This window comes from Modestobacter sp. SYSU DS0904 (assembly GCF_054051115.1).
This window is the reverse complement of sequence record NZ_JBJHAQ010000001.1, coordinates 85,278-111,131: the sequence shown is the minus strand read 5'-3', so window position 1 is coordinate 111,131 and position 25,854 is coordinate 85,278. Positions and strand designations below refer to the sequence as shown.

Annotated in this window: 22 protein-coding genes and 1 pseudogene; 16 read left to right on the top strand and 7 right to left on the bottom strand. The window is 71.9% G+C overall.

The window, feature by feature from the left end; translation table 11 throughout:
- Nucleotides 1-234: 234 nt before the first annotated feature.
- The 4 genes from ACI79U_RS00520 (at nucleotide 235) to ACI79U_RS00505 (ending at nucleotide 5,440) form a co-directional block, all read left to right on the top strand.
- Nucleotides 235-1,596 (top strand): aminomethyl transferase family protein, encoded by a 1,362-nt coding sequence (locus ACI79U_RS00520; protein ID WP_457065237.1) that lies wholly within the window; start codon nucleotides 235-237, stop codon nucleotides 1,594-1,596.
- 97 nt (nucleotides 1,597-1,693) lie between these two features.
- On the top strand, nucleotides 1,694-3,178 hold the full coding sequence (locus ACI79U_RS00515) for an aldehyde dehydrogenase family protein (RefSeq protein ID WP_457065239.1): 1,485 nt from the start codon (nucleotides 1,694-1,696) through the stop codon (nucleotides 3,176-3,178).
- Between the two features lie 593 nt (nucleotides 3,179-3,771).
- Nucleotides 3,772-3,948: a transposase gene (locus tag ACI79U_RS00510; protein ID WP_457065241.1), complete on the top strand. Its 177-nt coding sequence runs from the start codon at nucleotides 3,772-3,774 to the stop codon at nucleotides 3,946-3,948.
- A 571-nt stretch (nucleotides 3,949-4,519) separates the two neighbouring features.
- Nucleotides 4,520-5,440 (top strand): NADP-dependent oxidoreductase, encoded by a 921-nt coding sequence (locus tag ACI79U_RS00505; RefSeq protein ID WP_457065243.1) that lies wholly within the window; start codon nucleotides 4,520-4,522, stop codon nucleotides 5,438-5,440.
- A gap of 734 nt (nucleotides 5,441-6,174) precedes the next feature.
- Here ACI79U_RS00505 and ACI79U_RS00500 read toward each other — a convergent pair.
- The gene (locus tag ACI79U_RS00500) at nucleotides 6,175-7,908 is read right to left on the bottom strand and encodes a CocE/NonD family hydrolase (RefSeq protein ID WP_457065246.1); all 1,734 of its coding nucleotides are present in this window, start codon (nucleotides 7,906-7,908) and stop codon (nucleotides 6,175-6,177) included.
- 542 nt (nucleotides 7,909-8,450) lie between these two features.
- Here ACI79U_RS00500 and ACI79U_RS00495 point away from each other — a divergent pair.
- The 6 genes and pseudogenes from ACI79U_RS00495 to ACI79U_RS00470 form a co-directional block, all read left to right on the top strand.
- Nucleotides 8,451-9,542, top strand: coding sequence for an LLM class flavin-dependent oxidoreductase (locus ACI79U_RS00495; RefSeq protein ID WP_457065248.1), 1,092 nt, complete (start codon nucleotides 8,451-8,453; stop codon nucleotides 9,540-9,542).
- A 179-nt stretch (nucleotides 9,543-9,721) separates the two neighbouring features.
- On the top strand, nucleotides 9,722-11,500 hold the full coding sequence (locus ACI79U_RS00490) for a helix-turn-helix domain-containing protein (protein WP_457065251.1): 1,779 nt from the start codon (nucleotides 9,722-9,724) through the stop codon (nucleotides 11,498-11,500).
- A 49-nt stretch (nucleotides 11,501-11,549) separates the two neighbouring features.
- The gene (locus tag ACI79U_RS00485) at nucleotides 11,550-12,359 is read left to right on the top strand and encodes an SDR family NAD(P)-dependent oxidoreductase (RefSeq protein ID WP_457065253.1); all 810 of its coding nucleotides are present in this window, start codon (nucleotides 11,550-11,552) and stop codon (nucleotides 12,357-12,359) included.
- A gap of 124 nt (nucleotides 12,360-12,483) precedes the next feature.
- Nucleotides 12,484-12,984, top strand: coding sequence for a flavin reductase family protein (locus ACI79U_RS00480; RefSeq protein WP_457065255.1), 501 nt, complete (start codon nucleotides 12,484-12,486; stop codon nucleotides 12,982-12,984).
- Complete coding sequence (locus tag ACI79U_RS00475) at nucleotides 12,981-14,273, top strand: bifunctional 3,4-dihydroxy-2-butanone-4-phosphate synthase/GTP cyclohydrolase II (RefSeq protein ID WP_457065257.1); 1,293 nt, start codon at nucleotides 12,981-12,983, stop codon at nucleotides 14,271-14,273. The genes ACI79U_RS00480 and ACI79U_RS00475 overlap by 4 nt, the downstream gene beginning before the upstream one ends.
- A gap of 337 nt (nucleotides 14,274-14,610) precedes the next feature.
- Nucleotides 14,611-14,895: pseudogene (locus tag ACI79U_RS00470) on the top strand (transposase); the annotation flags it as partial.
- A 143-nt stretch (nucleotides 14,896-15,038) separates the two neighbouring features.
- On the opposite strand, the gene ACI79U_RS00465 reads toward ACI79U_RS00470, so the two are convergent.
- On the bottom strand, nucleotides 15,039-15,254 hold the full coding sequence (locus tag ACI79U_RS00465; RefSeq protein WP_457065446.1) for a type II toxin-antitoxin system PemK/MazF family toxin: 216 nt from the start codon (nucleotides 15,252-15,254) through the stop codon (nucleotides 15,039-15,041).
- Here ACI79U_RS00465 and ACI79U_RS00460 point away from each other — a divergent pair.
- Nucleotides 15,163-15,651 carry a hypothetical protein gene (locus ACI79U_RS00460; RefSeq protein ID WP_457065452.1) on the top strand — a complete coding sequence of 163 codons (489 nt, stop codon included), beginning with the start codon at nucleotides 15,163-15,165 and terminating at the stop codon, nucleotides 15,649-15,651. The genes ACI79U_RS00465 and ACI79U_RS00460 overlap by 92 nt on opposite strands.
- Nucleotides 15,652-16,185: 534 nt before the next feature.
- On the opposite strand, the gene ACI79U_RS00455 is transcribed toward ACI79U_RS00460, so the two are convergent.
- On the bottom strand, nucleotides 16,186-16,809 hold the full coding sequence (locus ACI79U_RS00455) for a trimeric intracellular cation channel family protein (protein ID WP_457065260.1): 624 nt from the start codon (nucleotides 16,807-16,809) through the stop codon (nucleotides 16,186-16,188).
- Nucleotides 16,810-16,996: 187 nt separating this feature from the next.
- Nucleotides 16,997-17,746 carry an alpha/beta fold hydrolase gene (locus tag ACI79U_RS00450; RefSeq protein ID WP_457065262.1) on the bottom strand — a complete coding sequence of 250 codons (750 nt, stop codon included), beginning with the start codon at nucleotides 17,744-17,746 and terminating at the stop codon, nucleotides 16,997-16,999.
- Between the two features lie 268 nt (nucleotides 17,747-18,014).
- Here ACI79U_RS00450 and ACI79U_RS00445 point away from each other — a divergent pair, with 268 nt between their 5' ends.
- Nucleotides 18,015-18,641, top strand: a complete 627-nt coding sequence (locus ACI79U_RS00445) for a GntR family transcriptional regulator (RefSeq protein ID WP_457065264.1) — start codon at nucleotides 18,015-18,017, stop codon at nucleotides 18,639-18,641.
- Between the two features lie 341 nt (nucleotides 18,642-18,982).
- Here the strand turns inward: ACI79U_RS00445 and ACI79U_RS00440 are convergent, their stop codons facing one another.
- The 3 genes from ACI79U_RS00440 to ACI79U_RS00430 all read right to left on the bottom strand — a co-directional run bounded on the left by ACI79U_RS00440 (nucleotide 18,983) and on the right by ACI79U_RS00430 (nucleotide 21,877).
- The gene (locus ACI79U_RS00440) at nucleotides 18,983-20,068 is read right to left on the bottom strand and encodes a sensor histidine kinase (protein WP_457065266.1); all 1,086 of its coding nucleotides are present in this window, start codon (nucleotides 20,066-20,068) and stop codon (nucleotides 18,983-18,985) included.
- Entirely contained in the window at nucleotides 20,065-20,763 is a 699-nt protein-coding gene (locus ACI79U_RS00435; protein WP_457065268.1) for a response regulator transcription factor, read from the bottom strand. Before ACI79U_RS00435 ends, ACI79U_RS00440 begins: the two co-directional genes overlap by 4 nt.
- A gap of 148 nt (nucleotides 20,764-20,911) precedes the next feature.
- A complete protein-coding gene (locus ACI79U_RS00430) occupies nucleotides 20,912-21,877 on the bottom strand; it encodes a VanZ family protein (RefSeq protein ID WP_457065270.1) in 966 nt (321 codons plus the stop codon).
- A gap of 331 nt (nucleotides 21,878-22,208) precedes the next feature.
- Here ACI79U_RS00430 and ACI79U_RS00425 point away from each other — a divergent pair, with 331 nt between their 5' ends.
- The 4 genes from ACI79U_RS00425 (at nucleotide 22,209) to ACI79U_RS00410 (ending at nucleotide 25,838) form a co-directional block, all read left to right on the top strand.
- On the top strand, nucleotides 22,209-22,715 hold the full coding sequence (locus tag ACI79U_RS00425) for a hypothetical protein (protein WP_457065272.1): 507 nt from the start codon (nucleotides 22,209-22,211) through the stop codon (nucleotides 22,713-22,715).
- 107 nt (nucleotides 22,716-22,822) lie between these two features.
- Nucleotides 22,823-23,914, top strand: coding sequence for a peptidoglycan-binding domain-containing protein (locus ACI79U_RS00420; protein WP_457065274.1), 1,092 nt, complete (start codon nucleotides 22,823-22,825; stop codon nucleotides 23,912-23,914).
- Nucleotides 23,911-24,624: an ABC transporter ATP-binding protein gene (locus ACI79U_RS00415; RefSeq protein WP_457065276.1), complete on the top strand. Its 714-nt coding sequence runs from the start codon at nucleotides 23,911-23,913 to the stop codon at nucleotides 24,622-24,624. Before ACI79U_RS00420 ends, ACI79U_RS00415 begins: the two co-directional genes overlap by 4 nt.
- Before the next feature lie 107 nt (nucleotides 24,625-24,731).
- Nucleotides 24,732-25,838: an ABC transporter permease gene (locus tag ACI79U_RS00410; RefSeq protein WP_457065278.1), complete on the top strand. Its 1,107-nt coding sequence runs from the start codon at nucleotides 24,732-24,734 to the stop codon at nucleotides 25,836-25,838.
- The last annotated feature ends 16 nt before the right edge of the window (nucleotides 25,839-25,854 follow it).

The following is a 25,854-nucleotide window of genomic DNA, read 5'->3' as shown; positions in this document are numbered from 1 at the left end:
GATCGGCCTGCACCAGGAATACTTCCCGCGCGATTTCCCGAGACCACTCCAGAATCGCGCTGAAAGGAATCCGCTGCCCGGCCCACCAAGGGTCGGGTGCCGCAGATCACCATTCTCGCGGCCAGCGGGAGGAGCGTGACCGCTTCTCGCCGATGCCAGCACCTGAGTCCACCGTGTGCCGCTGCCCGCCCCGATGGCAGCCACCAGACGACCTCCCTGCGAGAGGAACCCGGTATGTCGACCGAGAGTCTCGAGAACAAGATCCAGCGCGTCGGGAACCCGGTGCGGATGCTGCGGGAATCCCCCGCCAAGCGATTCAAGTTCCCGTACCCGGCCGAGCACACGAACTGGCAGGACGAGCAGGAGGCCATCCACAAGACGGCCGTGCTCTTCGACCAGTCGCACCACATGACCGATGTGTACTTCCGCGGACCGGACGTCAAGCGCCTCTTGTCGGACACCGGAACGAACAGCTTCGCCACGTACGGACGGAACCGAGCGAAGCACTTCGTCACCTGCAACGAAGACGGCCACATGATCGGCACGGCGGTCCTGTTCGGCCTCGAGGAGGACCAGGCCAACCTGGTGGGCCCCGCTGCCGCGGCGAACTGGGTCCAGTACCAGGCCGAGATCGGCGGCTATGACGTCGAGGTCGTCCGGGACGAGCGAACGGCCGACGACAACCCCCAGCGTCTCACTTTCCGCTACGAGATCGAGGGACCCACCGCCCGGCAGATCCTGGAGAAGGCGCACGGCGGTCCGATCGAGCAGGTCCCGTTCTTCCGCATGACCGAGTTCACCGTCGGTGGGGTGCCAGTCCGGGCGCTGTCGCACACCATGGCGGGCGTGCCCGGCGCCGAGACCATGGGCATGGAGATCTGGGGTCCGGCGGCGGAGGGGAAGCGGTTCTTGGACGCCCTGTTGAGCGCCGGTGAGGAGTTCGGTCTCGTCCGCGGTGGGGCCCTCGCGTACTACACCGGCAGCATCGAGTCGGGATACCAGGCTCAGCCGACCGCAGCGGTCTACACGGGCGAGCGGTTGAAGGCCTACCGCGAGTGGCTCCCGGGCAACGGGTACGAGGGCACGCTCTCCGTCGGGGGCAGCTTCCGGTCCGAGGACATCGAGGACTATTACGTGACCCCGTACGACTTCGGCTACGGACACCTGGTGAGGTTCGACCACGACTTCATCGGCCGAAGCGCACTCGAGCAGGTCGCCGACCAGCCGCACAAGAAGAAGGTGTGGCTCCGCTGGCACGACGAGGACGTCGCCCGCGTGTACGCCAGCAGCCTGTTCGGCGGGGAGAACCGGGCGAAGTACCTCGACACCCCCTTGGCGCGGTACGCCCGGGTCCAGACCGATTCCGTCGTGATCGACGGCCGCCTCGTGGGCATCTCCAACATGTGCGGCTACACCGTCAACGCGGGCGCGTGGCTGTCCGTGGCCATGGTCGACGAGGCGGACGCCCAGGATGGGACCGCGGTGAGCATCATCTGGGGCGAGGAGAACGGCGGGACCGCCAAGCAGGCCGTCGAGCGTCACGTGCAGACCTCGATCCGCGCCACGGTGAGCACTCGCCCGCCCGTCGCCCACTGAGCATCGACAGCGACGCCTCCCCCGGCGACCGCTGGCGCCGCCGTCAGGCGCCCGCGGTCGCCGGGGGCACCTTCACAACTGAGAGCGGGGAGTGGCCGTGACGGAGCAGAGGGAGGTTCCCCTCCCACCCGAGGTGCGGCGGGCCCTCGACCACGAGTGGCGGTTGCTGATCGGCGGGATGTTGCGCCCCGCCGCGTCCGGGGCGACGTTCCGCCGGACCAGTCCCGTCACCGAAACCGTGATCGCTGAGGTCCCCGACGCCACGGTGGGCGACGCCGCCGCCGCTGTCGAGGCCGCCAGCGCCGCCCGCCGGGAGTGGCGCCTCACCCCGGCCTTGGAGCGGGCGGCGCTGGTCCGCCGGCTCGCCGACCTCGTCGAGGCCAACGCCGAGGAACTCGCACTGCTGGATTGCATCGACGCCGGCTCACCCATCACCAACTCCCGGGGCGACGTCGCCGCAGCCGTAGCGGCGCTGCGACTCGTCGCCGGGCAGGCGCTCGAGCTCAAGGGCGAGAGCATCCCGGCGACCAACGCACTGCACGTCACCGTGCGAGAGCCGGTCGGCGTGGTCGTTCGGATCGTGCCGTTCAACCACCCGCTGATGTTCGCGTGCAAAGTGGGAACGTCGCTGGTGGCGGGCAACCCCACCATCCTCAAGCCGCCGGAGGCGGCGCCGCTGTCGGCCTTGCGCCTGGCGGAGCTCGCGGTCGACGTCTTCCCCCCGGGGGTCCTGTCCGTCGTGGCCGGGGACGGGCCGGCGGTGCCCGAAGCTCTCGTGCGGCACCCACTTGTCCGGCGGATCGGTTTCATCGGCTCGGAACCGACCGGCCGGGCCATCCAGCGCGCCGCCGCCGAGACCAGCGTCAAGGACGTGTCGCTCGAGCTGGGCGGCAAGAACCCGATGGTCGTCTTCGCCGACGCCAATCTCGACGCCGCTGCCGCGGGCGCTGTGAACGGCATGAATCTGCTGTGGTCCGGTCAATCCTGCACGTCGAACTCACGGCTGCTCGTACAGCGCGAAGTGCACGACGACCTGGTGGTTCGGGTCGTGCGATTGATCGAGTCACGGCGCATCGGCAACCCCCTGGACGACGGCTGCCAGCAGGGACCGATGATCAACCGTCGCCAGTACGAGCGGGCGCTGAAGTACATCGACATCGCCGTCGCGGACGGCGCCCGGGTCGTGACCGGTGGAGGCCGGCCCGACGTGCCCGGCCTCACGCGGGGCCTCTACGTCGCGCCGACCGTCCTCACCGGGGTGACACCGGAAATGCGGATTGCCCAGGAGGAGGTGTTCGGGCCCGTCCTGGCGGTTGTCCCGTTCGACACCGAGGACGAGGCGATCGAGATCGCCAATGGCGTCCCGCTCGGGCTGACCGCCAGTGTCTGGACCTCGGACGTCAGTCGGGCGCATCGGGTCGTGCGGGAACTCGAAGCCGGCTTCACCTGGATCAACGGCTCCTCCCGCCACTTCGCCAACGTGCCCTACGGCGGCGTAAAGGGGTCCGGGATCGGCCGCGAGGAAGGCCTCGACGAACTGCTCAGCTACACCGAGCAAAAGACGATCAACGTGATGTTTTAGGTCAGAGCGCCACCAGGTCGCCCAGGGTTGCGGTACGCCGCCGGAGCACCGGGGACCGACTCCGGCACTCGGACGGCGAGAACGTTCGTCCGCCGAGCGCGCGAGGAGCTCAGCGCGGGCGCGGGCTCGGCTGCTCCGTCACCGGGGCACCGGCAGCCGCTTCTGGTCGGTGAGGCACCTCACCGTCTCTGCAGCCCAGCTTCTGCGATGTCAGCTGGCCGGGACGCCGAACTCGACTGGTGTGCGTAGAAGGTGAAGTCGTACAGATCCTCCCGCGGCGCCTGATCTCGCTGTACAGCTCGGGCCGGCGATTCCGGAGCATGCCCGGGATCGAGGAGTATGGCTTCGGGAACACCATCTCCTGCGTGTGCTCCCGAAGCCAGTCAACCGGTCGAGGTCGACGTCCGCCAGGAGCGCGCCGACGACCTCAGACTCCGCAACATTGGCTTGCCTGCACTCGTCACGGTGAGCCAGTTGTCGTAGATGGACATCCCCCGGGACTGCCCCGACTTCGGTCGACTCGTTGGTCAGCCCCTTGTTTCGTGGAGCCCGATTGTTGGATCTTCGTGCCACCTGACCCCTGAGGAGGGGCTGTGGAACGACGTGGGTATCCGCCGGAGTTCCGGCGCAAGGTTTTGGATCTGGTGGCTTCTGAGCGCAAGGTCTCCGTGGTGGCCTTCGACCTGGAGATCAGCGAGCAGACGATCTACTCCTGGCTCCGGCAGGACCGGATGGGGCTGCCCAGGGTTCGGTTGACTCCCTACCTGTGAAGCTGCGGGTCGCACGGCTCCTGATCACCGATGGTCAGCTCCCGCTTGGACACAGCGGAGAGCCCCGTAGTCGTAGGAGTCGCCGGGCGAGCCGACGAAGGCGACCGCGGCGGCTTCGGAGGTCGCGTTAGTTCGGGGCGCCCCCACCACGCTGACGCTCAGGGCTCACCAGCTCAGGCACCGGGGATCAGGCGTGTGCGGAAGTACCGTGTCCCCCCTCGGACACAACCTCACCCCGGTGTTCCTGCAGCTCAGGGACCCGGGGTGTTTCGCTGTCAGGGCCTCGGCTTTGCCGCGCGATACTTCATGCCGAAGTCAGCCCTGCAACAGCGCGGCGAAGCGATCCGTGACCTCGCGGCCCGTGCCGGGTGCACTGGACGCGGGCGTGGGTCGTCCCTCGAAAGCTTGATGCCTTCGAGCGGAAGTTACGTCCGTTGTCAGGTGCACCGGCAGCGGGACCCGACCGCGACAGCCCCGGGTTAAGGTCCGTACGTGCACGAGTCGCGGACGACCACTTGCCTTGCGCCGGCCTGAGATGGACGCCCCCGGCACCATGAGGGCCGTCGGAGCCATGCGCTTCGGCGGCCCCGGCGTGCTCGAGGTGCTGCGCGTTCCCACGCCGCACGCCGGCCCCGGGGAGATTCGCGTCAAGGTCGCCTACGCGGCCCTCAACCCTGCCGACACCGCGATCCGCGACGGCGCATCCGGCGGCGCCACACTTCTGGCCGGCAGGAGGCCTCCCTACATCCCCGGCATGGACCTGGCCGGCGTCGTCGACGAGGTCGGGCCAGCGGTCGAAGGTTTCACGGTGGGTGACCGAGTGATGGCGGTCGTCTTGGCGAGTCGTCCGGCCGGAGGCGCCTACGCCGAGTACGTCGTCGTACCGGCCGCCTCGGCCGCGGTGGTACCCGACAATGTCGGCTTGGCCGAGGCCTCGACGGTCACCATGAACGGCCTGACGGCACTGCGTGCTCTCGACCTGCTCGGACCTGCACCAGAGATCGTGGTGACTGGGGCCGCCGGTGTGCTCGGCTCCTACACCCTCCAGCTAGCGGTGCGCCAGGGAGTACGGGTGGTCGCGATCGCCTCACCGCGAGACTTCGACTTCCTCGACGAGCTGGGCGCCCACGTCCTGATCCCGCGCGGTGACGGCATCGCGACGCGCCTGCCCAACGTCCTGGGTGGTACTGCCAAGGCGGTCGTCGACGCCGCCTGTCTGCACGACGAGCTGGTCCCCGCGATCGCCGTCGGCGGCGCGGTGGCTGCGGTCCGCCCCTGGCCGGGCCGGATTCCTGAGGGCATGACCGTGCACGAGGTCCGCGTCTCGGACTACAGCAAGCGGGGTGACCTGGTCGGTCTACTGGCCCGCGAGGTCTCCGCAGGCACGCTGACACCCCGCGTGGTCGACGTCGTGCCCGCAGCCAGGGCCGCCGAGGCCCACGTGTGCCTCGAACGCGGAGGACTTCGTGGTCGCATAGTCCTGGAGTTCTGAGCCGGGTGCCGCCGACTGAAGCGCCCGACTCGGGGTGTCGCTGCCCTGGTCATGCACGTGATCGTCCCGGACCCCGACGGCGACCGAGCAGCGCCGCAGCGAGGTCGATCCCGCGGTGGGTCCGTTGTGCCCCCGACACCCCGCGTAGCGGTGCTGGGATGTCCCGGAGCACGCGAGCGACCGAGGACACCCTCGGCGGGACTGGCTCTGCGCGGTGAACGCAGCCTCCCTGAGACCTGCACTGACGGCCTTCTTCTACCGACTTCTCCAGCAGGCCGTCGACACCGACCCGCACCCGCTCAAGGAGCTCATCGGCGGCTGACCAGCACAACTGCACTCAGCAGAGATGCTGGTCATCCGATCGAGACGCCGGGAGCGTGATGACCTCCGCCTGCCTGCACGGCAGGCCGCCACGGCCGCGCCTGCGGTGACCGCCGCCCTCGCCGGTCTCGGACGTCGGCGGCCCGGTAGCCGGAGGGCGCTGAGCTCCCCGGGTCCGGCGCACGTGAGCCGGGCGCTCCACGACCACTGCGGGCCGCACCGGACGAGCGTCGTACGGGCGGCCACCCCCCGCGCACCCCGTTGCAGGCTCATCCGCTTCTCCTCGGCCTGCCCGAGCGGGCCCCACCAGGTGCCACGGGACATCCGCAGCGGGTCGTGGACCACCTGCTGCAGGGGCGCCCCCATGGCTCCGGCCGTGGGGCCCCCAACAGAGAGGGCCCCACGGTCCCAGTTCAGCCCAGCAGCTCGGCGACTGATCGCTCGACGGTGGGTGTGGGGGCGATCCGGGCCGGGAACGGCCACGGGTTGTCGATCCACTCGCCCCGCGCCTCCGGCTCGACGACCGGGAGGACGATCCGCGACGGCGCGTCCGGGCCGGAGTGGACCGTGTGGTCGGCGGCAGCGAACCCGCTCTCCTCGACGGTGGTCAGATCGACGTACGACTGCGGGTGCCGCTCGTACGCGGGGTACTTGCCCGCCGTCACGACCACCCGGAGCCGCTCGCCCGCGGGCAGCTGGACGCTCATCGGGCGCATCCCGACCACGTACTCCTCCACCCGCCCGGGCTCGACCGGCTGCGGCGCCGAGCGGGACCCGCGGTACCTCGCCCGCGCAACGCCCTCGTTGACCAGCCGGGATGAGCCCTTCTCGTCGACGGCGTGCAGTTCCACGACCCAGTCCGCGTCCGTTGCGGTGGTCGCGATGTGGAGCACCGCCTCCGGCGAACCGGTGAACTCGACCTCCCGGTCGAACGGCTCACTCGTGTAGACCAAGACGTCGTCGCCGGTGTGCAGCTCCGACAGGTCCGCCATGCCCACGTTCTGCAGCAGGCCGCCCGTGTACGGCTCTTCCGGGTCGTAGTGGAACGTGCGGGTCCCGGCCTCGCCGGCCCCCGGCACGAGCCCTCCGTCAGCGCCGAGCGCAAAGACGCCGGGTGACACGCCAGGAGGAGGCCACTCCGCCTCGGCCCGCCAGCGATCGGCCCCGAGGACGTAGATGATGACGCGGTGGTCCGGGCGTGACGGCTCCTCACCCCGCAGCCAGCGCCCCAGCCATTCGATCACGAGGCCGATGTAGTCGATCGCACCATCAGGGAATCGACGCCCGCCGACCTCGTTGCTCGAGAGGCCGCCGTGGCTGAACGGACCGAGGACGAGCCGCTGTCCCTCGCGCACGTGCTGGTCGTGCCCGTGCTCGCTGACCAGGCCGTACTGCCGGGCGCTGTTCCTCGTGAAGACGTCGAACCAGCCGCCGACGTGCAACAGCGGCACGCGCACCCGCGCCGCCTCCTCCACGCCGAACCGGCTCTCGGCGAAGAACCCCGGATCGTCCCGGTGCAGCAGCGCATCCCCCCAGACCTGCGGGAAGAGGCGCAAGAACGGCTGATCGAGGAGCGGGATGCTCGCGCTGATCGCCGGGAGCCCCGACAAGTACTCGTTGCGTTCTGCCTCGGCCCGCTCCCGCTGGTCGGCGGGCAGCTTCGCGATCAGGTCGTCGCTGACCATGGGCAGCACCGCCCAGGTGCCGCTGAACGGACTCAGCACGCCGTCGACGAACGTACGGTCGGTGAACTCGTCGCTCGACGGCTGGGTGGGGACGGCGGCACGCAGGGACGGCGGCGCAGCGGTGGCGGCTCCGAGCACGGTCTGGCCCAGGTAGGAGATCCCGAAGGCCCCCACCTCGCCAGAACACCACGGCTGAGCGGCGACCCACTCCACGGTGTCGTACCCGTCCTGGTGCTCGCCGATGCCGTCGTCGTGCAGCAGGTGGTAATCGCCCTCCGAATCGAATCGGCCCCGCTTGTCCTGGACCACGACGACGAACCCAGCGGCAGCGATCCGCGGGTAATCGGTCATCGCGAACTCCCGGGTGGACCGTCCGTAGGCAGTGCGCACCAGCACCGCGGGCAGCGGCCCGGCATCGGCCGGCCGGAAGACGTCCGCTGCGAGCCGGGCACCGTCGCGCATGGGGACCATCACTCCGCGGTGAACGTGGACTTCGTTGTCGCTCACTGGCTACCTCTCGTGGCTGGTGGATCGGGGCGAGGGTGGGACCGGGTCGTCGGACGCACCGGCAGGCGGAGGTCCTCGCTGCATCTGCCGGGTCGACGGTGACAGCTCTCCCGGGCCTGGCCTGGTACGCAGTCGCCGACGTGCCAGCCAGCCACGGGTGCCGGCCGAGGCACCGAACGGCCTCCTCCCCCACTGGCAGTTTCACCGTCGACCACATCCGCAGCTGGACAGACGCGCTGGGACGGCCGCCGCACGCAGCCTCTGACGGCCCGGGCGCCTCCCCGTTGCGAGGCACGCTACCGACGTCCGGAGTGGAACTCGTCTCAAAAGTGAGACGGCAGGAGCGCGTGCTGTCCGTAGCGTTGCTCCCATCACCGCGGCGTGGCCTGGATCACAGGCCCCGGAGACGACGGAGACGGTCGTTCCATCCCGGCCGGGGATGGGTCGGGACCCACTGCGGTCGAGGAGCAACGGACCATACGGAAGGTGCATCAACCGTGATAAGCATCGGTATCAACCTGGGTTTCGGGGTGCTCGACCCCGAGCTGACCGACCAGCAGATGTACGCAGGAGAGATGGACCTGGCGGTCCAGGCGGAGGCCCTGGGCTACGACGTCGTGTGGATCGTCGAGCACCACTTCGAGGACTACTCGGTCTGCCCGGACAACCTGCTCGTGCTGGCACACCTGGCGGGTCGCACGTCCACCATCAAACTCGGCACGGCCGCGGTCATCGTGCCGTGGAACAACCCGCTGCGGGTGGCGGAGAAGGCCCTCATGGTCGACACCCTCTCCGAGGGACGACTGCTGCTGGGCCTGGGCCGCGGTCTGTCCCGCAAGGAGTACGAGCCCTTCCGGATCACCCTCGACGAGACACGGGACCGTTTCGACGAGGCGGCGCCGATGATCTTCGAGGCTCTGGAGACCGGGGTCATGGAGGGTGACGGCCCTTACTACCCCCAGCCACGCGCGGAGTTGCGGCCCCGGGCCCGCAGCTCCTTCCTCGACCGTCGGTACGTCGTCGCCGGCTCACCGGACTCGGTGGTCATGGCGGCCAAACTGCGAGCCGCCATGATGGCCTTCATCGTGCGGCCGGTGCCCGACCTCATGGAAACCTTCACCAGGTACCGCGAGCTCTACCAGGAGTTCCACGGTGAGACTGCCCCGCCCATCGCCCTCAGCGTGAACATGTACTGCCATGAGGACCCGGAGGTGGCGCGGGAGCGGCACTTCCAGTACGTCAACCGGTTCTTCATGGCGAACGTCGAGCACTACGAGATGGCCGGTAAGCACTTCGACGGGCTGAAGGGTCACGAGCGGTACGCCGCCGGCGCGGCGCGCTTCCGGGAGATCGGTCTGGAGAAGGCAGCCAACGACTACGCCGCGACCGCCCTCTGGGGCACCCCGGAGCAGATCCTCCGGCAGATCGAGGGGATCCACGACATCCTGGGCGACTTCGAGCTCTCGCTGTCCCCGTCGTTCGGCGGGATGCCGTACGACCAGGCGCAGGCCAGCCTGGAACTGTTCGCCCGCGAGGTGCTGCCCAAGGCCCGCAACCTCGACGCCACGCCGGTCGGCGTTCCGGCCTGACCGGTGCGGCGGGGAGGACGCACGGAAGCGCCGTCCCGCCGCATCGCCTCCACGTCACCTGTCCCGAGGCTGCGGTACCTCCCCAGCCACCCTTCCGGGAGGTTCGTGCCATGCCCCGTCGGCCCGGCGATCGACGGGGCATGGCCCGAACAGCGCACTGATCCATCCAGAGGAGAGCCATGGACCCCGTTCCGGTACCGCGGACCGCCGTTGAGTGGGACCGGGTCCGGGAGGCCAAGGAGGACGTGCTGGGCCGGGACCCGTTCAAGGTGTCCCCCGCTGACCACCCGCACGTCCGCCCGGAGGTCGTCTCCTCCTGGCGTCGCTCGATGATCGCCGGAGTCGATCCCGGGTCGACCGGCTTCCCGGTGGACCCGGAGTTCCGGTCCAGCACGCGCCTCGCCGCCGTGGCCCAGCCGATCATGAACCGGCTCAAGGACCAGATCTCGGACCTGAACTCGATCGGGTTCCTCACCGATCGGGCCTGCCGGCTGCTGACGGCCGTCGTCGGCGACTTCCCCGGAGACGGCCGGATCCACCAGTTGATGCCCCACCTGGGGGCATGCGTGGCGGAGGAGATCATCGGAACGACGGGGCTCGGCTGTGCCCACGAGCTGCAGCGGCCCGTCGTCATCTCCGGCAGCGAGCACTTCCGCACCGACGCGGAGATGCTGACGACGACCGGAGTCGTGATCCGGGATCCGTTCACCAAGCGGTACGCCGGCACCCTGGGCGTGCACTGCCGCCGTGAGTACGGCTCCGCGGCCATTCTTCCCCTCGTCGTGGAGATCGGCCGGTCGATCGAGACCCAGCTGCTGGCCAGCCGGACCGACGTCGAGCGCGAGTTCTTCGACGCCTTCTCCAGTGCCCAGCGCCGTTTCGGCGGAGCGATCGTCGGGGTGAGCTCGCGCGTGTACGTGGCCAGCAACGGAGCCCGCGACCTGGTCTGCGACGCCGATGAGGAACTCCTGCGGAGCGTTGCGGCGGACTCGGGCGCGGCCGGACGCACGCTGCGACGGCGGCTGCGCAGCGGTGCGACCGTGCGGATCGAGGTCCTTCCGGTGTCCCGGCCCAGGGGCGAGTACGCAGCTGTCCTCGTTCTCGTGCCGGTGGAGAGATCGGACAGCGGCGCCGACGGCAGGCGCGCTCGCGGGTGGACGGGCGATCGCACTGAGACAGCGGCCGACGTCCGGGCTTCCCTGGACCGCGCGCTCTCGGCAGGTCATCCGGTCCTGCTGACCGGCGAGCGAGGATCCGGCAAGCGGCACGAAGCAAGACGGGCGCTGACCTCCGCCACGGGACACGGGACGATCGTCGAGCTCGACGGCACGCTCGCCCACCGGGCTCCGCGCGATTGGGCCGATCAGCTCTGTGCGAGCGTCCGGTCCGGTGCCACCGCGGTGCTGATCAGTCACGTGACCGAGGTGCCGTCCGAGCTGGCGCCGACCGTGGCCGACCTCATCACCCGCGTCCCCGGGCCGGTCATCGGCACCACAGCCCACGAGAGCTGGAGCGACGACGCCGCGCCGCTGCTCCGGGAGACCTTCCCCGTCACGTTGACCGTCCCGCCACTGCGGGAGCGCCGCGACGAGTTCGCGGAGCTGTGCGAGGACCTGCTCACCGGCCTCGGCCGTCCCGACGAGCCGGTCGCCCTCGCTCCGCGAGCGCTCGCCGCGCTGGCCGCCGGCGACTGGCCAGGCAACGTACGCCAGCTCGTCCAGGTGCTGACCAGCGCGAGGATCCGCACCACGAGCCTGACGATCGATCTGCCCGACCTCCCGGCGCAGTACGGCCCCAGCAGGAACCGCAGCCCGCTGGACGAGGTCCACCGGGCCGAACGCGACGTGCTGATGGCGGCCCTGCGCGCGGCCGGAGGGGACCGCAACGCCGTCGCCGAACGTCTGGGCATCTCGCGCGCCACCGTCTACCGCAAGCTCAAGCGTTACCAGCTGCACTGATCCGTCATTGCCGGCGAGCAGCCGGCTCCCGCACGCGCAAGGAGAACCGATGACACGCTCTGTCGACTTCACCGGCACGACCGCCGTCGTGACGGGAGGCGCCTCCGGCATCGGCAAGGGCCTCGCGAAGGCATTCCTGTCAGCGGGGTGCCACGTGGTCATCGCCGACGTCGACCAGGCCGCCCTGACCGCCACCGCGGAGGAGTTGGGCGTGCTCGGCGTGCGGACCGACGTGACCGACCCGGACAGCGTCGGTGCCCTGGCCGACCGGGCCGTGGCCGAGTACGGGGAGGTCCACGTGGTCTGCAACAACGCCGGCGTCGGACCGTTCGCGGCCACCGCAGCGATGACCCAGGACGACTGGCGCTTCGTCCTCGACGTCAACCTCTACGGCGTCATCCACGGGGTGCAGGCCTTCCTGCCGGTGCTGGAGCGCAACTCCGACTGGGGTCATGTGGTGAACACGTCATCGATGTCGGTGATGATCGCGCCGCCGAACGCGGCTGCCTACGTCGCCAGCAAGGCCGCGGTGCTGGGGTTGACCGAGGTCCTGGCCGCCGAGCTGGTGGCGGCCGGCTCACACGTCGGTGCGACGGCGCTCCTCCCGGGAACCGTCCACAGCAACATCAAGAGCAGTCTGCGGACGAAGCCGGGCACCGGGGCCTCCGCCTTGTACGAGATGGACCTCGGCGCCAGCGGTCGTTCGTTCCGGTGGCTGGAGCCGGAGGACGTCGGCGCGATGGTCCTCGACGCCATCCGGGCCGATCAGCTCTACCTGCTGACGCATGAGGAGTTCCTCCCGCAGATCGCCCAGCGGCACGCCCGGATCGAAGCCGGCCTCCCCATGGCGGTCGAGTGAGCAGGGGCCTGTGCGGATCCAGCTGCTGCCGCCGCACCCCATCGCCCGCGAAGGCACCGGCCCAGCGTGCGCCCGTCCACCTGACCACGTACCCGTACGAACCGCTCACGCCGGGAGGCTCCCGATGACCGAGATCGCCGACAGCAACCTGCAGACCGACTTCCGGGAAGTCATGGCCGGCGTCGCCACGCCGGTGTCTGTGGTGACCAGCATGGCCGACGGCCTGCCGCACGGGACGACGGTGAGCGCCTTTGCGTCTCTGTCCATGAGCCCGCCGATGGTGCTGGTGTCCCTGGACAGGGGCTCGGAGCTGCTGGCGCTGATCCGGGAGTGCCGCCGCTTCGGGGTCAACGTGCTGGGCGCCGACCAGTCCTGGCTGGCGCTGGCGTTCGCCCGCAAGGGCGGCACTGGCAAGTTCGAGGGGATCCGGTGGGAGGCCGACCAGGACCTGCCCCGGTTGCCGGGCGCGCCCGGTTGGCTGGCCTGCGAGGCCGGCCAGATCGTCGACGGTGGCGATCACGTCCTCGTCCTCGGCCGGGTGATCGCCGCGGAGACGCTCACCGGCCAGCCGCTGACGTACCACGGTCGGCTCTTCGGGACCCACGCCGCGTTGGACCCGTCGTGATCACCGACCACACGGCCGCCGAGGCCGTCCAGCACGCCGTCGCCACCCTGGCCCAGGGTGGGATGGTGGTTGTAGTCGACGACGCCGACCGGGAGAACGAGGGAGACCTCGTCCTGGCCGCGGAAACGATCACCGCGGAACAGATGGCCTTCCTCGTCCGGCACACCACGGGCATCGTCTGCGTCCCCATGAGCGCCGAGCGCGCCGACGACCTCCGTCTGCCACCGATGGTGAGCGACAACACCGACGCCCACGAGACCGCATTCACGGTCTCGGTGGACCTGGTCGGCACCGGCACGGGGGTCTCGGCATCCGCGCGCACAGCCACCGCGCAGGCGTTGGCCGACCCGGCTCTCCGCCCGGACCAGCTACGGCGCCCCGGCCATGTCTTCCCGCTGCGGGCTCGTACCGGCGGAGTCCTCGTCCGGGGCGGCCACACCGAAGCCACCGTGGACCTCCTCACGATTGCCGGCCTCTCGGGGGTCGGCGTCATCAGTGAGCTGGTCGCCGACGACGGCAGCATGCGGACAGGGGATGACCTCCTGTCGTTCGCGGCTACGCACGACCTGCCCGTCCTCCGCATCGCCGACCTGGTCCGCCACCGCCGCGCGACCGAGCGTCTCGTCGTGCCGATCGCCAGTTCGACCATGCCGACCGAGTTCGGCTGCTTCCGGGCCGTCGCCTACCGCAACAGGCTCGACGCCACGGAGCACCTGGCGCTGGTGATGGGCGACGTCGCCGAGGTCGGTCGCAGCGACGCCGGGGTGCTCGTCCGCGTGCACAGCGAGTGCCTCACCGGCGACATCCTGGGCTCACTGCGATGCGACTGCGGGACCCAGCTCGAGCAGGCCCTCCAGGCGGTGGCCACCGCCGGCTGCGGGGCGGTCGTCTACCTCCGCGGGCACGAGGGACGTGGGATCGGGCTGGGCCACAAGATCCGCGCCTACGCCCTGCAGGAGGAGGGTCTGGACACCGTGGACGCCAACCTGGCCCAGGGACTGCCCGTGGACTCTCGCAGCTACGGGGTGGGCGCACAGATCCTCACCGACCTCGGGATCAGGCGCATCCGGCTCATGACCAACAATCCGGCCAAGTACGGCGGGCTGGAAGGACACGGCGTCGAACTGGTGGAGCGGGTCCCGTTGCCCACCCAACCCACGCCGCACAACGTGCGCTACCTGCGGACCAAGCAGGAGCGCATGGGGCATCAGCTCTGTCCGCCTGCGGCCCCCCGGATCCCCGGGTCCCTGGGTGTGGCGGCGAGTCGGACCGCGACCGACCCGGCGTGACCCGGGCCTTGGCCGTGTTCTCCGCGGTTGACCAGGCTGCACTCGCCCTGGCAGGAGATCAGCGCACCCCGGCGCGCCGCAGCCGTGGGCTCCGACCCGTGGTCGTGCGGGCCGCGTCCGGTCCGGGCGCCGCCCACCGCGACGGATGCCATCAGAAGCCCCGGAGGAGGACGGCGCGACGGGGGCGGCTGGTGCGCCCGGCGAAGGGCCCCGACGGTGCCCGGCAGGAGGCCGTGCCGGCGAGATCGGCCGGCGTGCCCGGACGTCGGATCACCGATGGCTCGTGACAGTCGCCCCGCGCTCGGGCACAGCCTCGAGGCGCCGCCCTTCCGGGCGCACGCTCATGTCCGCCGAGGCCGACGCGGTCTGTGGCGCCGAGTACGGCGCCCGCTCAGCCGAGCGCACCAACGTGCGCAACGGCTACCGGCACCGGGACTTCGACACCCGCGCCGGCACCCTGGACATCGTCATCCCCAAGCTCCGATCCGGCTCGTACTTCCCGGACTGGCTGCTGGAACGCCGCCGCCGGGCCGAGCGGGCGCTGACGACGGTGGTCGCGACCTGCTACCTGCTCGGGGTCTCGACTCGGCGGAAGGAGAAGCTCGTCGAGAGCCTGGGCGTCGGCATCACGTTCGAGGACCTGACCTCATACCGGTCAGAGGCCGAGGTAGGTGCGCAGCTGTGTCTCGATCCTCGCCATGTCTGCGAGTGCCAGCAGGCCGCGCATCCCCTCCAACCGTCCGCGCGCGACCGGGCGCAACGACGTCACGTCGGCGAACGATTCATCGTACCTCGTGAGGCCGGCGTCGGCATCGAGTGGGATGTGCGTCGCGGCGGCCCTTTCGTACCGGTGATCGGGATGACTGCCACGTGACCCAGCCGGCTGTTCATGGGGTTGACGCTCACGACGACGGCCGGATGGCTGCCGAACTCGAAGTCGACGTCCCAGACCTGCCCTCGAAAAGGCTCAGGCGCTGTCATCGGGCGACATGACTCCGAGCGGGAGGGGTGGCGTCGCATCGCCGTAGAAGTCGTCCACTTGGCGCGCCATTCGCTCCTCCGCCGCACGGCGGTGCAGCAGGGCGAGAGCAGCCTTGACGACATCGGTGCGACCCCCGAGTCCGAGGACCTCTGCATCGGCTCGGAGCTGTTCGGCGAGACCGCGCCCAATGCGCGCCTGCCAGACCTCAGAGGCCGTCTCGCTGCGTCCGCCCACCGCTACAACGCCTTCGCCGTCGGACTGCACAGGTTACCCGTGCTGCTGACCGACTGGTTGTCCGAGTGTGTGCGGGTGCCGCCGATCCAGGGGCAGAGTACGCAGCAGACATGTACATACATGTCTGTCGTACAACCGTCGCTGTCAAGGCGCGGTCACTGAGGCGGATCATCTCTGCGCGGCGCGCCGATGCGAGCGACCTGTGCGCCGAGGCCCCTCGCGGCGCGCCGGGCCCTGCGCTCCCCCTACATCCGTCGCCATGGATGGCCGGGGCGCTGAGCGACTGCTGGTGAGGCGTGTGCGGAAGTACCGAGTCGCCCCTCGGACACCGAGTTGGATCCCCACGGCCGTGAGGCCGGTGGGGGTTCTCCCGCTTGTGACGCCGGCACCTCCGCACGCTGCCTGAAGGGCCGCATCGGCGGCTGGCCGCTGCGGACCTCCTGGATCGTCACCTGTGGGCAGCCGGGGCCGAGGCGGGTCAGCGACGCTGGAAGGGATCGATGGCACCTACAACCCCCGCCAACGCCACGTCCGGCTCGGCTATCGCCTGATCGGGATCGCGTGGCCGCAGGCGGGTCGTATCGGGTGGTCGGGGGTCCTCCGCGGGGGGGGAAGCGTCTCCGAATCCGCATACGCCCACGACGTGCCCGCTGCACCCGTCCCCGGCGTACGCGCCGTCCGTGACCGCCGCGCGTCCTACGGGGTGGCCGCGCGTCCTCCGCTGCGGGCCCGCGGACCGCGCCAGTGGCGCAGCAGGGCGAGCACGCGGACGACGAAGATGGCGGCGGCCACCCCCGCGCCGACCGCGGGGCTGTAGGCGGCGAAGGTCGAGGCGATGCCGACGACGAGCGCCCCGACCACCGCCGGCACCGCGTAGAGCTCGGAGTCAGCCCGGAACAACGCTGGCGTCTCGCGGGCGAGGACGTCGCGCAGGACGCCGCCGCCCACGGCGGTCGTGACCCCGAGCAGGGCGGCGGCCACGGGCGCGAGCCCGTGGTCGAGCGCCTTCTCGGTCCCCGCGACGCAGAAGAGCCCCAGTCCGGCCGCGTCGAAGACGAGCAGGTGTCTGCTCAGCCGCCCGAGCCAGGGGTGGGCGACGGACGTGACCCCGGCCGCCGCCAGGGCCACGACCAGGTACTGCCACCTGGTGAACGCCGGAGGGGGCGTGTCGCCGAGCACCAGGTCGCGGATGATCCCGCCGCCCAGCGCGGTGACCACCGCCAGGATCGCGATCCCCACCACGTCGTGGTCGCGGCCGATCGCCATCAGGGCGCCCGAGACCGCGAAGGCGAAGACGCCGATCAGGTCGAGGACCTGCATGCCGTCACCGACCTCCTGGTGGCTGGGTGGCTGGGTGGCTGGGTGGCTGGGTGGCTGGGTGGCTGGGTGGCTGGGTGGCTGGGTGGCTTGGTGGCTGGGTGGCTGGGTGGCTGGGTGGTACCGCCCGCCCGGGACCGCTCCGTCGGGCTGGGTCCCGGAGCGGGCGGCACGGTCGTGGTGCGGCGGCTCAGCCGGCCGTCGCGCGGGCGGCCTGGAGGATCAGGTCGGCGACCGCGCCGGGCCGGGACACGGCGACGGCGTGGGAGGCGTCGACCTCGACGGCCGTGGACTGCGCACGCTGGGCCATGAAGACCTGCGCCTCGGCCGGGACGGCGAGGTCCTGCCGCGTGACCAGGGTCCAGGACGGGATCGTCCGCCAGGCCGCCGCCGTCGCCTTCTCCTCCAGCGCCTCGCTGGTGATGGGCCGCTGCGTCGCGACCATCAGCTCGGCGACCTCCGGCGGGACATCTGCGGCGAACACCTGCCGGAACTTGTCCGGCTGGATGTACAGGTCGGTCACCGTGCCGCCGTTCCCGTCGGGAACGGGAACCGGGTCCAGCGCAGACCCCAGTTCGTTGCCGGGGAACTTCCCGGCCAGCTCACCGGTGCTCTCCCCTTCCTCCAGCAGGAAGCTGCCCACGTACACGAGCGCCCGGACGCCGGGGTGCCCGGCGGCAGCCACGCTCATCACCGAGCCGCCGTAGGAGTGGCCGGCCACCACGATCGGACCGTCCACCTGGTCCAGGATGCTGCGGAGCTGAGCGGCGTCTTCGCGCAGGCCCCGGAGCGGGTTCGCCGCGGCGATGACCGGGAAGCCGTCGCCCCTGAGCTGCTCGATCACCCCGTTCCAGCTCGCGGACTCGGCGAAGGCGCCGTGCACGAGCACCACGGTGGGCTTCTCCTGGGCCGGCCGGCGCTCGTCGGTGTCGATGGTCATCGTCGTTCCTCTCGATCCCAGCGACCGGGACGACCGGACTGGCCGCGTCAGCGCTGATATATCGACCGTAGGAAGCGGCGCCCCCTCCTCGCGTACGTCAGGTGACGGCCCATTCGACTACCCATCGGCCAGGCGAGGGGCTCGGTGTCCGGTCACCACGCTCGCGTTCTCGGCTGTGGTTGCCGAGAGGCCACGGAGCGGCGCAATGTACTGCGTGGCCACTCCCGGGACTGCCCCGAGCCTCGATCGCAGCCTGCTCCGTGACGACGTGTACCGCCGACTCCGCGACGCCATCGAGAACGGCACGTTCGAGCCCGGTGAGCAGCTCAAGGACAAGGAACTCGCCGCATGGCTCGGCGTCAGCCGGACCCCCGTCCGCGAGGCACTGCTGCGTCTGGCGCAGAGCGGGCTCGTCCTGGCCCAGCCCGGCCGCTCGACCATCGTCTGCCCGCTCGACGTCCGGGAGGTCCGGGACGCCCGGGACGTCGTCGCCGCGATGCACCAGGTGGCCGTCCGCGAGGCCGTCCCCGCCCTCACCGAGGCGGACGTGACCACCATGCGCGACGCCAACCGCCGGTTCGCCGCCGCCGTCGAGAGCGGCGACGTCGAGTCGGCCGTGCGGGCCGACGCCGAACTGCACGGCGTGCCCGTGACCATCTGCGGCAACCGCGCGCTGGCCACGGTCCTCGAGCAGTTCACCCCCACGCTGCGCCGGGCGGAGCGGCTCCGGTTCGGTTCCCCCCAGGGTCACGCATCCGTCGCGCAGCACGACGAACTCATCCGGCTCTGCGCCGCCGGCGACGTGGAGGGCGCGGCCGCCGTCGCCTACGGCACCTGGCACAGCCTGCAGACCGATGCGGGGTCGACCGCCGACCCCCCGGACGCGGACGGTTGACTGCCGGGCGGCGGCCATCGCGGTGCGGTGGCCGGTTGGGTCACGGTCCGACGGTGTGGGCCCGCCCAGCGGGAGACCCCTGCACTGGACTCTCTGCGGCGGCTGTCCCGATCGCTGGACACGCTCGGGACGGGCATGGCGGATCGTCCCGAGCGGCAGCGCACCCTGCGAGCAACGGTGGAGTGGAGTTTCGGCATGCTCGGCCAGGCCGAGCGGTCACTGCTCGAGGTCCTGGCCGTGTTCTCCGACGGCTGGACCGTGCGGGCGGCTGCCCACGTCGTCGGCCTCGACGAGAACCGGACACTGGAACCGACCGAGGCCCGCGGCCCGGCCACGGACCGTCACGTCCCCGGCGCGGGAAAGGACACCCGCACGGACAGGCCGCCCTCCGGCGGCGCGGAGAGCTCCAGCGCCCCACCGTGGGCCTCTGCCACCCTGGCCACGATCGCCAGCCCGAGTCCGCTGCCGGGCGGGACGAGGCCGCCCCCGCCGGCCGACGTCCGGCCTTCTCCCCGCACGAAGGGTTCGGTCAGCTTCGCCAGCAGGTGCGGTGGGACCACCGGACCGGTGTTGACCACGCGCAGCTGGGCGCGGCCGTCGGCGGTCGTGCCGGTCGTGACCTGGACGCACCCGCCGGGGCCGGTGTTGTGGCGGATCCCGTTGAGCACCACGTTGGCCACCAGCTGCCGGACCAGGGGCTGGGCCCCGTCGAGATCGCCCTCGCCCAGGTGCGCCTCGATGACGATCCCGGCCTCATCGGCGACCGCCGTCAGCTCCGCGACGACGTCGGCGGTGAGCTCGGCGAGGTCGACGGGGGTACGTGACGGGGTCTGGCCCTGGTCGAGGGCAGCCAGGGCCAGCAGCGCCTCCACCGTCTCGGTACCTCGCCGGTTCGTCTCGTCCAGCCGGCGCAGCAGCCGTTCGACGTCCACGCCGTCAGGGTCGGCGAGCGCGACGTCGAGCATCGCGCGTTCGACTGCATAGGGGGTGCGCAGTTCGTGCGAGGCGTTGGCGGCGAACCGGCGGTGCTCGTCGAGGGAGGCCTGGAGCCGGTCGAGCATGGTGTCGAAGGTGTCGGCGAGCTCCCGGAACTCGTCGTGACTGCCCTGCAGGCCCACCCGGTTCTCCAGCGAGCCGGCCGCGACCTGCCGCGCGACGGTGTGGATCAGGTGCAGGGGTCGGAGCATCCGCCCGGCCAGGAACCAGCCGCCGATCAGACCGACGACCACCAGCACGCCGAGTCCTGCCGCGGCCCGCGGCCACAGAGCGGTCAGCAGGTCGTTCCGGTCCGGGATGAACCCGCCCGCGCCGGTGAGGTTGCCCTCGGGCACGAACCAGATGACCGAGACCAGCACCGCCACCAGAGCCAGTCCGGCGACGAGCAGGAAACCTGCGTAGCTCAGGGTCAGGCGCAGCCGGGCACTCACCGGCGGTCGGCGCCGTTCGTGTCGATTGCGTTCGTCGGCGCCCCCACCCGGTAGCCGCTGCCGGGAACGGTGTGGATGAGCCACGGGTCGCCCAGGCGCTTGCGGAGGGAGGAGATGGTGATCCGGACGGCGTTGGTGAACGGGTCCGCGTTCTCGTCCCACGCCCGCTCCAGCAGCGACTCCGCGCTGACCACACCGCCGCGGGCGGCCATCAGCACCTCCAGCACCGCGAACTGCTTGCGGGTGAGCCCCACGTACCGGCCGTCGCGGTAGACCTCCCGGCGGAAGGGATCGAGGGTCAGGCCGGCGAACTCCACCACCGGGGGCGCGCCGTCGACCGGACGGCGGCCGAGCGCGCGCAGCCGCACCACCAGCTCCCGCATCGCGAAGGGCTTGGTGAGGTAGTCGTCGGCGCCGAGCTCGAAGCCGGCGACCTTCTCCTCCAGCCGGTCGGCCGCGGTCAGCATGAGGATCCGGCAGGGCAGGCCGTCGGCGACGATCCGGCGGGCGACCTCGTCCCCCGACGTGCCCGGCAGATCCCGGTCGAGCACGACGACGTCGTAGCTGTTGACGGCCAGGTTCTCCAGGGCGCTGTCCCCGTCGTGGACCACGTCGGCGGCGATGGCCTCCAGGCGCAGGCCGTCCCGGATGGCATCGGCCAGGTAGGGCTCGTCCTCGGCGATCAGCACCCGCATGCGACGAGGGTAGGGAGCCCGCTGTATCGGCGGGGTATCGGCGCGGGAGGGGGCGGGCCGGGAGAGCACCCGGCGGCGCTCGTGGGCCTCGGCGGCCAGCTGCCGTGCCGCGACGACGCTGGCCGGTTCCCGGGCAGACGTCATGCGGTCAGCCGGCGCTGGGGTCGTCGGCCGGCGCGGGACACTCGCCACCGCGCTCGACGGCCAGCTCGAAGTGCCACATCTCGTTGCCGTAGGTCTGGCACAAGCCGTAGTCCGACCCGTGCTGGGACAGCCAGCTCATCGCGTCCGTGGGACCGATGTCGACCGCATCGCCCGTCACGTGGGATGACTCATCGGGACCGAGCACCCACTCCCGGGCCGCGTCCGGGCTGCCGTACCGGGCCACCGCGGCGTCGAACAGCGCCTGCTGATAGTCGGCGCTGCGCCACCCGCTGGACACGTGGAAGTCCACCCCGTCGGCCGTCGCGTCCCGGGCCGCGTCCTGCACCGCCATGCGCAGCGCGCTGTCCAGGTTGGTGATGGCCGGGACGTCGGCGAACGCCGACAGCTCCTCGCCGTCGGCGACGTGGCCGTTCTCGACGGTCATCGCTTCCCCGTCCGGCACCCTCGGAACCGGTGCTCCGGCGCCCCCCGCCGGTGCGGTCTGCGAGCACCCGGCCAGGCCCGCGATCAGGGCGGGGGTGGTGAGCAGGGCGACGCGCAGTCCGCGCCGCGGACGGCGCCCGGCCCGGCGAGCGACGGCCAGGTGCACGGTGACGAGCACGACGCCCACGGACGCGCCGGCGGTGTTGGCGGCCACGTCGACCAGGTCGGGCACGCGGCCGGGGAGCACCCCCTGCGCCAGCTCGATCAGCACCGACGTCGCGGCGCCGAGCGCAAGCGGCAGCGCCGGACCCGAGCGCCGGAGGACCAGCGCGGCCAGCGCACCCACCGGGACGAAGAGCAGCGTGTTCGCCACCGCCTCGACCGGATGCCGGGGCACGGTGCCCACCCACGGGGCGAGCAGGACCTCGAGCCCGGCCATCACGGTCCGGCGGGCGTCGGCGACGACCTCGGCCGGGCCGAGCGTGATCGCGGCGACGGCGAGCACGACGGCGACCGCAGAGAGCACCGGCAGGCCCGGTCGCCACGGTGCCGACCGGCCGGCGACGGATGCTCGGGCGGCCCGTCTCGTCGCGATGGCAGGTGGTCGGCGGGTGATCCTCATGGTGGAGCTCCTCCCCGCCGGACGGTGCCGGCGCGGACGTGCGAACTGGTGGACGGATCCAGTGCAGTCCGGCGGCGGTTGCCAGGGCGTCTCCGATTGCGCATACGCGCACGACATGCCCGCGCCCAGCTGTCGTGGACGTATCCGTTTCCGCGAACGCACGCGCAACGGGCCGGCCGGTTGGGTCGATGGGGTCGTTACCGCGGCACCCTGCCGCTGACCCAGGAGGACCACCGTGCTCGCTCTCCGTTCCACCCCGTTCCGTCGTCGGACGTCGGCGGCGTTGCTCGCCGCACCGGCGCTGGCCTTGGCGTTGGCCGCCTGCGGCACCACCGCCTCACCGACCGGCTCCCCCACCGCATCGTCGGCATCGGCGGGGGGAGGCAGCGGATCGTCCACCGGCGACGCGTCCGCCGAGCGGGACGCCTACGACCTGGAGCTGGCCCAGTGCCTGCGCAGCCGCGGACTGGACGTGAAGGACCCGGCCCCGGGTGCCGGGATCCAGGAGAGCGGCCCGGAGGTCCAGGCCGCGGCTGCGGACTGCATGGCCGAGATCGGCGAACCACCGACGCGCGACTTCAGCGACGAGGAGTTGCGCGCGATGCACGAGAGCGGGCTCGCGCTGGCCGAGTGCCTGCGCGAACTCGGCCACGACGTGTCCGATCCCGAGGTGGGGGCTCCGCTGGCCCTGGACGGCGTGCCCGACGCCGACTTCGCCGACTGCACGACGCCGGCCGAATGACGCCCCGGCCAGCGGCCTGCCCGACGGGTGAGGCCGCGCAGTCAGCGCCCGGGGAGGTGCAACGGCCGGAGTCGGTCGAGCCCGCCGCGACGGCGCGCTCCGGAGCGGTGGCCGACCCGCCTGGCCCCGCACGTCGGCGGTGGCGGGCGGTCGCGGCGGTCGGGCTGCTGGCCGCCGCGCTCGCCGGCGCCGGCGTCTGGACCCAGCAGGGAGTGCGGGAGGACGCCGCGGCGACGCCCTCCACCCGACCGGCGACCGTCCCGGTGACCGTCGGGACGATGGTGGCCGCGACCGACGTGCGTGGAACCCTGCGCTTCCCGGTCGGGCTGCCTGTCACCTCCCGATCGCCCGGCGTGGTCACGATGCTCCCGGTCGTCGGCACGACGATCGCCGCCGGCGATCCGCTCTACACCGTCGACACCCGGCCGGTCGTCCTCCTCAGCGGGCAGGTACCGGCCTGGCGGACCTTGCGGGCCGGCGTGACCGACGGCGAGGACGTTCGGCAACTGGAGCAGAACCTGGTGGCGTTCGGCCACTTCACCGGCGCACCCGACGCGCGCTTCACCGATGCCACGGCCTCCGCAGTCCGGGCCTGGCAGAAGGCCCTGGGCGTGGAGCGCACCGGCGTCGTCGAGCGGTCGGCGGTGCTCGTCTCCGACCGGCCCGTCCGCGTGGCGGGGCTCACCAGCCGGCTCGGCGCGGAGGTGGCCCCCGGCACGGAGCTGTTCACCACATCGGGCACCGACAAGGTCGTCGATGCCGACCTCGGGCTGGACGACCAGCGCCTCGCCGTCGTCGGCGCCGCGGTCACGGTCGTGCTGCCTGACGGGGCCGAGCTCCCCGCCACCGTGCGCAGCGTGGGTGAGGCCGTGGAGCGGCCCTCGACCGACGGGACGAGCACGAGGATCGTGGTGCCGGTCGCCCTCGACCTGGACGACCAGACCGGCGCGGCGGCCTTCTCCCGGGCGGACGTGCTCGTCCGGTTCACCAGCACCCTCGGCGAGGACGTCCTGACCGTCCCGGTCGAGGCGCTCGTCGCCGTCGACGAGACCACCTTCGGCGTCGAGGTGCCCGGCCGGCGGGCCGGTGACCCGACGACCGTCGTCCCGGTCACCGTCGGCGCATTCGCCTCCGGACGCGTCGAGATCTCCGGCGACGGCATCCGCGAGGGTCTCCACGTCGTGGTGCCCACCCGATGAGCGCCGTCCTCCGCCTCGACGACGTCACCCGGAGCTACGGAACGCCCCCCGCGCGAGCGCTGGCCGGGATCACCCTCGCCGTGGAGGCGGGCGAGTTCGTCGCCGTGGTCGGCCCCAGCGGGTCGGGCAAGTCCACCCTGCTCAACGTCATGGGCACCCTCGATCACCCCACCTCCGGTCGGGTGTTCGTCGACGGCGTCGACATCGGCGGGCTGTCCGACGCCGGCCTCTCGGCCCTGCGGGCCTTCCGGATCGGGTTCGTGTTCCAGCAGTTCCATCTCGCCGAGGGGGTGAGCGCCGTGGACGCCGTCGCGGATGGGCTGCTCTACACCGGCATGCCTCGCCGCGTTCGCCGGGAGCGGGCCCGTGCCGCGCTGGACGGAGTGGGGCTCGGGCACCGACTGGACCACCTGCCCTCCCAACTGTCCGGGGGCGAGCGGCAGCGCGTCGCGATCGCTCGCGCCGTCGTCGGGAGGCCACCGCTGCTGCTGGCCGACGAGCCGACCGGCAACCTCGACTCCCGCTCCGGGGGCAGCATCGTGGAACTGCTGCACGAGCTGCACCGGACCGGGACGACGGTCGTCGTCATCACCCACGACCAGCGACTCGCGGCCCGCCTGCCCCGGCAGGTGTCCGTCGCCGACGGCCGGGTCGTGGCCGACTCCGGGTCCCCGGTCGCCGCCGGTGGCGACGGACGGGGGACCCGGTGACCCCCGCCGACGGGCGCAGGCGACCTGGCTCCCCTGCGTCCCGGCTGCGCGCGGGGGACCTCGTGCACCTGGGCTCGGCAGGCCTTCGTGCCCGTCCGGTGCGCGCCGTGCTCTCCGCGCTCGGCATCGCCATCGGGATCGGCGCCATGGTCGCCGTGGTGGGCTTGTCCGCCTCCAGCCAGGCACGCCTGGACCGGCAACTGGCGGCGCTGGGCACCGATCTGCTCACCGCCGGCGTGGCGGACTCCCCCGGCGGGGTCGAGTTCCCGTCGCTCCCGGCCGACGCGGCAGCCCGGGTCGAGCGGATCGCCGGAGTCACCGCTGCCACGACCACCGCCGACCTCGGCGACGTCGCCGTCTACCGCAGCAAGGCGGTCGACGCCGGGCTGACCGGCGGCCTGACGGTCACCGCCACCGAGCTGGACCTGCTGGACGTCGTCGGGGGGCACGTGCGGACCGGTCGCTGGCTGGACGAGGCCTCGGCCCGCTTCCCCACGACGGTCCTGGGCGCCACGGCAGCGCGGCGGCTGGGGATCACCGAGGTGGGGCGGCAGGTGTGGCTGGGCGGCCGGAACACGACCGTGCTCGGGATCCTCGATCCGGTGCAGCTGGCTCCTGAGCTCGACGTCGCCGCCCTGGTGGGACTGCCGGTCGCGACGTCCGAACTCGGACACACCGGGCCGCCGACCCGGTTGTACGAGCGTTCCACGGACGCAACGGTCGCCGCAGTCGCCCGTCTCATCCCCCCGTCCCTGCAGCCCGCCCGCCCCGGCGCGGTCGCGGTCTCCCGCCCCTCGGACGCCCTCGCCGCGCGCGCTGCCGCCGACGAGGCGTTCACCGGGCTGCTGCTGGGCCTGGGCGCGATCGCGCTCGTCGTGGGCGGGATCGGGGTGGCCAACACGATGATCATCTCGGTCATCGAACGGCGACGGGAGATCGGTCTGCGCCGTGCGCTCGGCGCCACCCGGCGGCACATCGCCGCCCAGTTCCTCAGCGAGGCGTTCCTGTTGTCGGCGCTGGGCGGCGTCGCCGGAGCGGGGATCGGGAGCGCGGTCACCGCGGTGGTGGCCGTGGCCAACGGATGGCTCCCCGTGGTGCCGCCCGGCGTCCCCCTCGTCGGCGTGGCCGTGACCCTGGGCATCGGCGCCGTCGCCGGGCTCTACCCGGCCCTGCGCGCTGCCCGCACCCCACCGACGATGGCACTGTCCGCGTGACCCGGCCTTCGCGTAC